This is a genomic window from Rhizobacter sp. P3_C12 (assembly GCF_056402735.1).
On the sequence record NZ_JBFUGW010000228.1, the window covers coordinates 1 to 10,249 of the forward strand.

The 10,249-nt window shown below is 66.5% G+C and carries 13 protein-coding genes; 10 read left to right on the forward strand and 3 right to left on the reverse strand.

Annotated features, from left to right (window positions below; translation table 11 throughout):
* Positions 1-914 (reverse strand): ABC transporter substrate-binding protein (locus AC1DXV_RS25985; protein ID WP_477936267.1); only part of this gene is annotated, 914 nt, incomplete at its 3' end.
* 11 nt (positions 915-925) lie between these two features.
* Positions 926-2,017 (reverse strand): LLM class flavin-dependent oxidoreductase, encoded by a 1,092-nt coding sequence (locus AC1DXV_RS25990; protein WP_477871409.1) that lies wholly within the window; start codon positions 2,015-2,017, stop codon positions 926-928.
* A gap of 173 nt (positions 2,018-2,190) precedes the next feature.
* Here AC1DXV_RS25990 and AC1DXV_RS25995 point away from each other — a divergent pair, with 173 nt between their 5' ends.
* The 8 genes from AC1DXV_RS25995 to AC1DXV_RS26030 all read left to right on the forward strand — a co-directional run bounded on the left by AC1DXV_RS25995 (position 2,191) and on the right by AC1DXV_RS26030 (position 8,504).
* Complete coding sequence (locus tag AC1DXV_RS25995; protein WP_477936269.1) at positions 2,191-2,757, forward strand: cysteine dioxygenase family protein; 567 nt, start codon at positions 2,191-2,193, stop codon at positions 2,755-2,757.
* Positions 2,758-2,772: 15 nt separating this feature from the next.
* The gene (locus tag AC1DXV_RS26000; protein ID WP_477865966.1) at positions 2,773-4,404 is read left to right on the forward strand and encodes a rhodanese homology domain-containing protein; all 1,632 of its coding nucleotides are present in this window, start codon (positions 2,773-2,775) and stop codon (positions 4,402-4,404) included.
* A 133-nt stretch (positions 4,405-4,537) separates the two neighbouring features.
* On the forward strand, positions 4,538-5,059 hold the full coding sequence (locus AC1DXV_RS26005) for a hypothetical protein (protein ID WP_477865967.1): 522 nt from the start codon (positions 4,538-4,540) through the stop codon (positions 5,057-5,059).
* Positions 5,029-6,795 (forward strand): RHS repeat domain-containing protein, encoded by a 1,767-nt coding sequence (locus AC1DXV_RS26010; protein ID WP_477936271.1) that lies wholly within the window; start codon positions 5,029-5,031, stop codon positions 6,793-6,795. Before AC1DXV_RS26005 ends, AC1DXV_RS26010 begins: the two co-directional genes overlap by 31 nt.
* 7 nt (positions 6,796-6,802) lie before the next feature.
* Positions 6,803-7,153 (forward strand): type II secretion system protein GspG, encoded by a 351-nt coding sequence (locus tag AC1DXV_RS26015; protein WP_477936273.1) that lies wholly within the window; start codon positions 6,803-6,805, stop codon positions 7,151-7,153.
* Between the two features lie 218 nt (positions 7,154-7,371).
* A complete protein-coding gene (locus AC1DXV_RS26020) occupies positions 7,372-7,734 on the forward strand; it encodes a hypothetical protein (RefSeq protein WP_477865970.1) in 363 nt (120 codons plus the stop codon).
* A 216-nt stretch (positions 7,735-7,950) separates the two neighbouring features.
* Positions 7,951-8,229 carry a hypothetical protein gene (locus AC1DXV_RS26025; protein WP_477865971.1) on the forward strand — a complete coding sequence of 93 codons (279 nt, stop codon included), beginning with the start codon at positions 7,951-7,953 and terminating at the stop codon, positions 8,227-8,229.
* Positions 8,229-8,504, forward strand: a complete 276-nt coding sequence (locus tag AC1DXV_RS26030; RefSeq protein WP_477865972.1) for a hypothetical protein — start codon at positions 8,229-8,231, stop codon at positions 8,502-8,504. The genes AC1DXV_RS26025 and AC1DXV_RS26030 overlap by 1 nt, the downstream gene beginning before the upstream one ends.
* On the opposite strand, the gene AC1DXV_RS26035 is transcribed toward AC1DXV_RS26030, so the two are convergent.
* Positions 8,497-9,186 (reverse strand): TetR/AcrR family transcriptional regulator, encoded by a 690-nt coding sequence (locus AC1DXV_RS26035; RefSeq protein ID WP_477865973.1) that lies wholly within the window; start codon positions 9,184-9,186, stop codon positions 8,497-8,499. The genes AC1DXV_RS26030 and AC1DXV_RS26035 overlap by 8 nt on opposite strands.
* Before the next feature lie 114 nt (positions 9,187-9,300).
* Between AC1DXV_RS26035 and AC1DXV_RS26040 the strand changes: the two genes are divergently transcribed.
* Together AC1DXV_RS26040 and AC1DXV_RS26045 are read left to right on the forward strand one after the other, a co-directional pair.
* Positions 9,301-9,732, forward strand: a complete 432-nt coding sequence (locus AC1DXV_RS26040; RefSeq protein ID WP_477865974.1) for a DUF2147 domain-containing protein — start codon at positions 9,301-9,303, stop codon at positions 9,730-9,732.
* Positions 9,733-9,766: 34 nt separating this feature from the next.
* Positions 9,767-10,249 (forward strand): TorF family putative porin (locus AC1DXV_RS26045; RefSeq protein WP_477936275.1); only part of this gene is annotated, 483 nt, incomplete at its 3' end.

The window sequence follows — 10,249 nt, forward strand, 5'->3', positions numbered from 1 at the left end:
GTGTTGCGCACCTCGAGCCGTTGCTTCAGCAGCCCGGCCTCGAGGTAGAAATCGGCGGTGGCCTGCTGGTCGGCCAGCACCTGGGCGTCGACCGCGATCCAGCGCTGCTGGCGACGCTCGAACTGCAAGCGCGCCGCCTCGGGCGGGATGCCGATGATGCGGGCGAGCGCGGCCGAGAACTCCGGCACGTGCTGGTACGACCAGCGCTGCGCGCGCACCACGCGCTGCGCGAAATCCTGCAGCACGGGGCGCTTGGCGGCGATCGCGCTGTCGGTGGCGGCCAGGAAGCTCAGGCCCGACGACAGCCCGCGGCCGTTGACCAGCACGCGGGCGTGGCCTGCCGTCTCGGCCAGCGCGGTGTAGGGCTCCCAGGTGGCCCAGGCGTCGACCGAGCCCTGCGTCAGCGCGAGCTTGGCCTCGGCCGGCGGCAGGAAGCGGAAGGTGTCGGCATCGGCCTTCAGCCCGGCCGAGGCGAGGGCCTTCAGCGCGATGTGGTGGCCGATCGAACCGCGGTTGGTCGCGATGTGCTTGCCTTTCAGGTCGGCCGCCGTTTTGAGCGGCGAGTCGGGGCGCACCAGCACCGCGGTGCCGTACGGGTCGGAGCGGTTCACGCCGATCGCCTTCACCCGCACGCCGTTCGACAGCGCGAAGATCAGCGGCGCATCGCCGATCGGGCCAAGGTCGACCGCCTCGGCGTTCAGCGCTTCGGCCAGCGGCGCAGCGGCCGGGAACTCGGCCCACTGGATGTCGTAGGCGAGGCCTTGCAATTCGTTCGCGGCCTCGAGCAGCGCGCGCAGGCCGCCTTTCTGGTCGCCGGCCTTCAGCAACGGGCGCGCGGCGGCGCGCACGGTGCCTGCGCCCAGGGTGGCTGCGGTACCGATCAGCAGGTGGCGCCGGGTGATGGAGGGGGGCATGTCGTGCTCYTTCACGCGGCACGCCGGTTGCCGGCGGCGAGCCGCTCGGCCACCAGCTGGCGCGTGCGCGGGATCAGTTCGCGGCCGTAGTCGATCGCGTCTTCCAGCGGATCGAAGCCGCGGATCAGGAAGGTGGTGACGCCGAGCGCGTGGTAGTCGAGGAAGGCCTCGGCCACCTGCTCGGGCGTACCGACCAGCGCGGTGCTGTTGGAGCGGCCGCCGGTCTCCTGCGCGATGGCAGTCCACAGCCGTTGGTCGACGCGCGAGCCTTTGGCCGCGGCCGCCAGCAGGCGCTGCGCACCCACGCTCTGCTGCGGCCCGCCGCGGCTGTAGCCGGCCTGCACGCGCAGCCGGCGGGTGTCTTCGAGGATGCGCTCGGCGCGCGCCCAGGCCTGGTCTTCGGTCTCGGCGAGGATCGGGCGGAACGACACCGAGAAGCGCACGCTGCGCCCATGCTTCGCCGCCTCGGCGCGCACGCGGCCGGTCAGCTCGGCCACCTGGTCGAGCGATTCGCCCCACAGCGCGTAGACATCGGCATGCTTGCCGGCGACCGGAATCGCCGCATCGGAGGCGCCGCCGAAGTAGATCGGCACGTGCGGCTGCTGCAGCGGCTTCACCTCGGAGAAGCCGGCCTGGAAGCGGTAGTGCTGGCCATCGTGGTCGAAGGGCTTGTCCTCGGTCCAGATGCGGCGCAGCACCGTCAGGTATTCGTCGGTGCGCTCGTAGCGCTGGTCGTGCGTCAGCCAGTCGCCGTCGCGCTTCTGCTCGTCGTCGGAGCCGCCGGAGATGAAGTGCACGCCCAGGCGCCCGCCGCTGAACTGGTCCAGCGACGCGATCTGGCGTGCCGCGAGCGTCGGCGCGGTGAAGCCCGGCCGGTGCGCCAGCATGAAGTGGATGCGCTCGGTGTGCGCCGCCGCGTACGAGATCGTCAGCGTGGCGCTCGGACCGGTGGAGTGGTGCGGCACCAGGATGCGGTCGAACCCGGCCTGCTCGTGCGCCTGCGCGAAACGGCGCACGTAGTCGCGGTCGATCGCCGGGCCTTGCGCGGCGTGCGTCTCCGAGACTTTCTGGGTCTGGATCATGCCGATGAATTCGATGCTCATTGCGGTGTCCTGCGGTCGGAAGATGACGAAGGAGGACGGTAGCGGCGAGGGCGCGAGCGTCGCAAATAATCATTTCAGGGCTGGATATGCGATCTGCATGATTCGCAGAAGGCACCTGCGCGTGTAGCCTGTGCGGCGTGGTCCCCGTTTGCGACCACGAAGGAGATTCGACGATGCGAACCGACCCTGGCGACCGTGCGCTGCAGGACTTCATCGAGCAGGTCTCGCGCCGGCTCGACGAACGCACCGACGAGGCGGCCGTACGCCGCGACATCGGCGCGCTGCTGGCCGACCTGGTCGCGCACGACGACTGGCTGCCGGCCTCGCATGCGCAGCCCGGTGCCGACCGCTACCGGCAGTACCTGCTGCACCGCGATCCGCGGGCGCGCTTCTCGGTCGTCAGCTTCGTGTGGGGGCCGGGGCAGGCGACGCCGATCCACGACCACACGGTGTGGGGGCTGATCGGTGTGCTGCGCGGGGCTGAGCTGTCGCAGGGCTACCGCTTCGCCGGGCCGGGCCAGCTGGTGCCGGCCGGCGCGCCGGTGCGGCTGGAGCAGGGGGCGGTCGATGCGGTGTCGCCGAGCGTCGGCGACATCCACCGCGTGGCCAACGCCTTCGACGACCGCACCTCGATCAGCATCCACGTGTATGGCGCCGACATCGGCGCGGTCGAGCGCTCGGTCTACACCGAGGACGGCCAGCGCCGCAGCTTCGTGTCCGGCTACTCCCCCTTGCCTTGATGGAACGCCTCCACCATGACCGACACCACCGTGATCCCCGCGCTGAACCCCGTCGACGTGCATGCCGCGCTGCTGGCGCGCGACGAGATCGCGCTGCTCGACGTGCGCGAGGAAGACCCGTTCGCGCAATCGCATCCGCTGTGGGCAGCGAACTTTCCGCTCGGCCGCCTCGAGCTCGATGCCTGGGGCCGCATCCCGCGGCGCGACACGCGCATCGCCGTCTACGGCGACGGGGCGGATGACGCCGTGCGCGCCGCGCAGCGCCTGCGCAGCCTCGGCTACACGCAGGTGCACCTGCTGGCCGGCGGCCTGGCGGGCTGGGCGGCCGCGGGGCTGGAGCTGTTCCGCGACGTCAACGTGCCGAGCAAGTCGTTCGGCGAATGGGTCGAGGACGTTCGGCACACGCCGTCGCTGGCGGCCGAGGAGGTGCAGGCGCTGCTCGATGCGAAGGCCGACGTGGTGGTGCTCGATGCGCGCCGCTTCGACGAGTACCAGACGATGAACATCCCGGGCTCGACCAGCGTGCCGGGCGCCGAGCTGGTGCTGCGCGTGCGCGACCTCGCGCCGGATCCCGCCACGCGGGTGATCGTCAATTGCGCGGGGCGCACGCGCAGCATCATCGGCACGCAGTCGCTGGTGAACGCGGGCATTCCGAACCCGGTGAGCGCGCTGCGCAACGGCACGATCGGCTGGACGCTGGCCGGGCAATCGCTGGAGCATGGCGCGGCACGGCGCTTCGGGCCGGCGAGCGCGGTGGCACGCGATGCGGCGCGGCACGATGCGCGGGCCGTGGCCGAGCGGGCGGGTGTGCGGCGCATCGGGGCGGCGCAGCTGGCGCACTGGGTGGCCGAGCCGGGTCGCACGACGTATCGCTTCGACGTGCGCACGCCGGAGGAGTACGCGGCCGGGCACCGCCCCGGGTTCCGCAGTGCGCCGGGCGGGCAGCTGGTGCAGGAGACCGACGTGCACGCGCCGGTGCGCGGTGCGCGCATCGTGCTGGCGGACCACGACGGCACGCCGGCCGGCGCGCGCGATGCGGGGGTGCGCGCCGAGATGAGCGCGTCGTGGCTGGCGCAGATGGGCTGGGAGGTGGCACTGCTCGACGCCGATGGAGCGTCGGATGGGGTGGAGGCGGGTGCCGATGCGCCACCGCGGCCGGCGCCGCCGCAGGTGCACGGCATCACGCCGTCGACCTTGGCCGATTGGCTCGCGAGCCCCGGCGCTGACGTGCAGGTGATCGACGTGACGACCAGCGCGAGCCATGTGAAGCGGCACATCCCCGGCGCGTGGTTCGTGCTGCGCTCGCAGTTGCGCGAGACGCTGAAGGTGCTGCCGCCAGCGCGGCGCATCGTGGTGACTTGCGGGACTGGCCTGCTGGCGCCGTTCGCGGCACACGAGCTGCAGGAGCTGCTGGGTTCGCAGGCCGAGGTGCATGTGCTGCTGGGCGGCACCGCGGCGTGGGCCGAGGCAGGCCTGCCGGTGGAGGCTGGCGAGCAGCGGCTCGCGTCACCGCGCACGGACCGCTACCGCCGCCCGTACGAGGGCACCGACAACGCGCAGGCGGCGATGCAGGCGTACCTCGATTGGGAGTTCGGATTGGTCGCGCAGTTGAAGCGCGATGGGACGCATCATTTCGCGCCGGTGTGACGCGACGTGCTTGTCACGGACGAATCCTTCACGTCTAATTCCGTCGCTTCGCTGTTGAACCTTTCCCACGAAGAGGGGTGACAGCGGAACTTGAAAAACGGACAAGCTGGACGAGCTGATCAGGGAGGATCGAATGTCAAGCAGATTGCAGCGCCTGTGGGCGCTGGTGGTGTTGTGCGCGTGCGTGGTGGTGGTGGCTTTGCCGGGGACGGTTGAGGCGCAGACACAACCGGTGTGGAACCCGGCATCGCGGCACTCGATCGCCACGTGTTGGGCCAACGGCGGAGGGGCCTTGCCGGCCCAGTGGTGGTACGCCCCCGCAGGCGGCGAGATCGACCTGGACGGCATCCTGCGAACGGCTGGCTTCATGTGGGCGCAGGGGAACAACCTGATCCCGCCGAACTGCCACTTCGAATGGGTCAGCGGCCCGAACCCGATCACGACCGTTCCGGCCGAGGACATCGGCAGGCCGTGGCGCGGCTTCTTCGTGAACGGGCTGATTTCGCACACCGTGTCGAACTCGTGCGGAGGAGGAATCCCCAGTCCGACCTCGTTCGAGCCGTTCGTGGCCACCTGCGGCTGCGATGTCGACCGCAGCCCGCCGGGCACCACCGGCTCAGCAGGGTGGATCACCCGAGCGGCTTCGCCCGCGTGAAGTACGACCCACGGGGCCGCATCACCGAAGTCGTGCAGTCGGTGAACTCCAAGGCCGGTGCGAACACCGTGCCGATCCAGACGACGGTGAAGTACGCCTACTCGCACGGCGACCTGATGACCATCACCTACCCGTCGGGCCGGGTGCTGGTGATCACGCGCGACACTGGCGAGCTCATCGGCATGAGCTTGGCGAAGGACGCAGGCAGCACGCCTGTGCCGCTGATCAGCAACGTGAAGTGGGAACCCTTCGGCCCGGTGAGCGGTTGGGACTGGCATATGACGAGCGGCCTGGTGCCGCACATGAGGCAGTTCGACCTGAGCGGCCGCATCGTGCGCTACCCGCTGGGCAGCGTGCTGCGTGACGTGAGCTACGACGCGGCCGATCGCATCACTGGCTTCACGCACCTGAGCGCCAATGACGGCACGCCGCAGTCTGCGCTGAACCAGGGCTTCGCGTATGACGAGAACAGCCGGCTGACCAGCATTACTACAAACGCGGCGAGTTGGTCGATCGCCTATGACCCGAATGGCAATCGCACGAGCGTGAGCCTGAACGGCAGCCAGAGCGACTACACGACCGAGGCGACGAGCAACCGGCTGACGAGCATCACGAACCCGGCCAGAAGCTTCACCTACGACAACGCGGGCAACGCGACGGTCGACAGCGCGAACTACACGGCAACGTATGGCCTGAACGGCGCGATCGCTAGCATCACGAAGGCGGGGGTGACCGGCAGCTACGACTACGACGCGGACCGCCGGCGCATTCGCAAGGTGACGAGCACGGGCGGGGTTGTGATCTTCGCGTACGACCTCGAAGGACAACTGCTCGGCGAATACGACCAGACCGGCAAGCCGCTGCGCGAATACGTCTGGCTGGACAACATCCCGGTGGCGATGTTCATGCCGGACCCGACCAACGCCAGCAACCCGCCACTCATCTACTACATCCATGCGGATCACCTGAACACACCGCGGATCGTGGTGGACCAGAGCGGCGCGAAGCGCTGGCGCTGGCTGGCCGAGCCGTTCGGCACGACGGCGCCGGAGGCGAATCCGGACGGGCTCGGAACCTTCGCGCAGAACCTGAGGTTTCCGGGACAGTACGCGGATGCGGAGAGTGGGCTCTGGTACAACCACTTCAGGACTCTCGATAGCTTGAGGGGTGGCTATACACAGCCGGATCCAATCGGCCTTGCCGGCGGGATCAATACTTACGTATACGTGGCTGGGAATCCCTCGCAGTACACGGATTCCTCCGGGCTGCGCGCTGAGGATGTTCTGCTAATTGATCGATATTTGAAAGAGCACTACGCGGATATAAACAGACGTGGCGGCTATCAGTTCGGAACGGTTGATCCGAAGCATAGAGCGGAAACCTTGGCTTCGAGCGGGATTACGATATTGCCGGCGAGTATTCGTTGCAAGGATCTGTCATACGATGAATTCCATGAGCTATTCGGAACTATGCTGCATGAATCAATGCACAGCACGGATTCTCCGAGTCAAGTAAGATGGGATGGGCTGGCTGATTTCTTTGAATTTGTTGGCGTGCCGCCTACGGAGAATCATCAAGGAATATATAATAGGGTTGTATTTGAAACTTTCAACGGGCATCGAATGCGCCCGCAGGGTCCAATTTGGGGGCGGCCTTCCGATTTTGTGCCGAAAATTTCGGAGCTCTATCGAGAGTCTCGAAGGAAAATTTCTGGGGGGTCCTGTGGGTGTCCGTAAGACTACATTGGCAAGCGTAGCGATTTTCGGGGTTGCTGCGATTGTCTTGTCCTTCTGGCCGCGATCTATTCTTCAGTCCAAACGCGGGATCACTGAATTCCAGATCAAAGCCGTGATCTATGCGCTGTCACTGTACCAAAAGGATACAGGGAGATATCCAGCCTCATTGGACTTACTGGTCGACTCTTCCGTCGGAGGGAAGTACTTTTCTGACGAACATGCACTCCTTGATGCTTGGGGGAACAAGTTCGTGTATTCGTTGAAGAAAAGTGCGGCTGGAGATGAAGTGATCGTCTATTCGATGGGTGTCAACGGTCTTGATGATGGCGCGCGGGGAGATGACATTGTTCTCAAATGAACTATCTTGGGTGTAGTCGACTTGAAATCTAGGGTCGCTGCTGTACCTGCCCTGCTCAGGGTGTAGGGTCTGAACGGTGTAATCCCGCGTACTACGAAAGCCGGGGCGATCTCAAGTCTGAAGTGCAACACCCGACACGCTCTCCTGCGACGATGGCATCGTCTAAGAGAAAGCACGATGGCCGTCGCTGAACTTGTGATGTGGGTCGAGATACGCCGATGAAGACCCCGCCCGATTTCGACGATTCGTCGCTGGCATTCAGACTCGGCGCCGCCACGCTGGGAGCGCTGGCGGGTATGGCATTCGGCCTGCTCATCGGCGCGATCTCATCTCACCCCGGGCTTGGCGTCTTGAGTGGCGCCATCGCCGGATCAGTCACAGGCGCCTTCTTCCCGCACACATCCCTCGGCATGCTGTTCGGGTTGGTTCACTTCGTCGCAGGCATCTTCACCGTCGCTCACTCTGCGCTGTTCGACGAACTCGGCGATGAGTTCTTTCGAGGCAGTTCTTCCTGGCTGAACGCGATGTTCGTGTTCGGCGTCCTGTACGCCATCGTGGCCTGGATCCTGTTCTCGGTCTGAGGCGCTGCCGCGCCGCTCCCACGAAGGGGAGGTGACAATGATCATTGGAGAGCCTGGAGCCAACAGTCTCGACGCAAACGACAGCGAGTGCGGAAAATGAAGATTCGGGAATGGGCCGGGGTCTGCCCTTCGTGCGGTCAACCAGCTTTGACGGCTGCCCATATTCTCCGTGGACTGGTGCCGTTCCTGTCATGCGGAGACTGTCCTCACTGCGCCATGCGCCTGAAGATCAGTGATCGGGTGAGAGACAACGTTCTCGGCGCCTTCGCGATTGCATTCCTGCTCGCTGTCAGGTCGTCCGTGGCGCTGCGAAGTTTGTGGCCCTATCTTCCCTTCGTTGTCTTTTTCTTTGCCGGCTTGGCCGCAACCAGTCGGTGGGTGCGCCCCGTCGTCGCGGGCAGACAAAGCCTGAAGACGCGCCTTGTGGCGTCCACTGCGACTGCACTTGTCGTGGCTTCGATGCTCGCAATCCCCTATGTGGCGATCGGCGTGTGATGAGTGCTTTTACGCTCGTCTACGGTCTCATCTACCTGCTTGTCTTCAATGCGGTGGTCGGACGGCTGCCTCCATCCTGGGCATGGTGGCAATCGGGGCTTGCAGGATTGTTTTCCGTGATCCTGCTCCACATCCTGCTGGGGCTCTTTGGGCATTCCTCGGCGAAACAGCATCAGCGAAAGATGGCAGCAGCGCAGTCATCGCCGCCCGGTGAACCGTCAGGAGAGGACGAGCGGTCCGCTGATGATGACCCGGCCGGATCCCGTCTCAAGTGACCTGGCGTCCCGCCTTCTTCCGCCCCGGCTTCGGCACGTCCACCGGCCGCACCTTCCCCAGATGACTCGCAATCATCCCCGCCACCGTCCGCGCCACTGCGGTCGCATCGAGCGGCTCATCGAACAACATCTCCACCGTCGCATAGACCAGCTCCACCACGATCCGGCTCACGAGCTGCAGCTCGGTCGCATCCGCCCCCGGCAGCGCACTCGCCAGCATCTGCGCCTGCTCGCGCGTCACCGCGCCGTGTGACGCGAGCCGCACCTCCTGCAGCGCCGGCACGGCGCGCAGCGCCCGCATGATCCACACGCCGCCTTCGGTCTGCGCGGTCGCTTCATGCGTCGCGAGGATCAGCCCCTCGAGCGCCCGCTCCAGATCCTCTGCCGTCCCACCCAGCACCTCGGGCGTGATCCAGTCGCCGATGCGCTCGTTCTGCGCCTGCATCAGCCGCTGCCCCAGCTCGCTCAGCAGCGCGTACTTGTTTGGGAAGTAGCGGTACAGCGCCGGCGGCGTCAGCCCGGCGCGCTCGCACACCAGGTTGGTCGACAGCCGCTCGATCCCCACGTCCGCCAGCGTCTGCGCCGTCACCTCGAGGATGCGCTCGTAGGTGTCGGTCGCGCGCTGCTGCGCCGGCTGCTTCTTGGTCGCAAGCGCGGGCGGGTTCTTCCGGGGTGTCGGCATCGTGGGTGGGCAGGTGGCTCAGGGATTGTCCGGTGATCGGAGGTCGATCAAGAGGGTGACAAAACGATAGTCATGACTATAAACTAGCGATGACTACTGACTGAGGACGGCGACATGAAGTGGATGTCTTGTGTTGAGTGGGTCGCGGGCGTGATGCTGAGCTCGCTGGTGCTGTCTGCCATGGCGGCCGGCCCCGACGACGCGAAGGGCCTGTGGCAGACCGCCGAGAAAGACGCCGTGATCGAGTTCAAGCCCTGCGCCGACCGCCCGTCCGCGCTGTGCGGCCGCATCGTCTGGGACAAGGACGCCGGCACGCCCGCCGACACCTGCGGCGTGCTGATCGCGCAGCTCGAGCGCTACGACAACGACGCCTGGCGCGATGGCTGGGTCTACGACCCGCGCGACAAGAAGAAATACAAGGGCGTGCTGCGCGTCAAGTCGGGCGACCTCCACATCCGCGCCTTCGTCGGCGTCGAGGTGCTCGGCCAGACCGAGCAGCTCAAGCGCGTGGCGGCACTGCCCGACACGCCGGTCTGCAAATCCTGATCCGCCACTTTCGATTCAACCCCTGGAGACGCCCATGCAACCGACCTTGTTCAGCCGGCCGCCGGTGCCCATCGGCCTGCTGCTGCTCGCCATCACCGCGCCGGCCTTCTCGGCCGAACCCGAGACGGCGCGCTACGCCGTCGACACCGAGGTGCGTGTCACCTCCGACCAGCGCACGCGCGGTGTCTCGGATTCGCTCAACAAGCCGGGCGTCAAGCTCAGCGTRCAGGCCGCGCACGAGAGCGGGCTGATCGGGCTGGTCGAGTTCTCGTCGGTCAGCAAGAAGCAGTTCCTCGATGGCGACGGGTTCGGCATCACGCTCGGCGCGGGCTACCGCTTCGGCGATCCGGAAGGCTGGCACTTCGGCGTCGGCCTCGCCGCCGAGCTGTTCCCCGGCGCCAGGTTCGATGCGCCGCACGGCTTCGATTTCGTCAACTTCGTGCCGACGGATGTCCGCAGCACCAACTACAACTCGCAGTTCGCGGTGCTCGAGGCCGGCTGGGGCGCGATCGAGGGC

Coding starts and splice junctions, on each gene's coding strand:
- AC1DXV_RS26005 (WP_477865967.1), top strand. CDS start 4,538: ATGTCAAGCAGATTGCAGCGCCTGTGGGCGCTGGTGGTGTTGTGCGCG.
- AC1DXV_RS26020 (WP_477865970.1), top strand. CDS start 7,372: ATGAAGACCCCGCCCGATTTCGACGATTCGTCGCTGGCATTCAGACTC.
- AC1DXV_RS26030 (WP_477865972.1), top strand. CDS start 8,229: ATGAGTGCTTTTACGCTCGTCTACGGTCTCATCTACCTGCTTGTCTTC.
- AC1DXV_RS26000 (WP_477865966.1), top strand. CDS start 2,773: ATGACCGACACCACCGTGATCCCCGCGCTGAACCCCGTCGACGTGCAT.
- AC1DXV_RS26025 (WP_477865971.1), top strand. CDS start 7,951: ATGCGCCTGAAGATCAGTGATCGGGTGAGAGACAACGTTCTCGGCGCC.
- AC1DXV_RS25995 (WP_477936269.1), top strand. CDS start 2,191: ATGCGAACCGACCCTGGCGACCGTGCGCTGCAGGACTTCATCGAGCAG.
- AC1DXV_RS26035 (WP_477865973.1), bottom strand. CDS start 9,186: ATGCCGACACCCCGGAAGAACCCGCCCGCGCTTGCGACCAAGAAGCAG.
- AC1DXV_RS25990 (WP_477871409.1), bottom strand. CDS start 2,017: ATGAGCATCGAATTCATCGGCATGATCCAGACCCAGAAAGTCTCGGAG.
- AC1DXV_RS26040 (WP_477865974.1), top strand. CDS start 9,301: ATGAAGTGGATGTCTTGTGTTGAGTGGGTCGCGGGCGTGATGCTGAGC.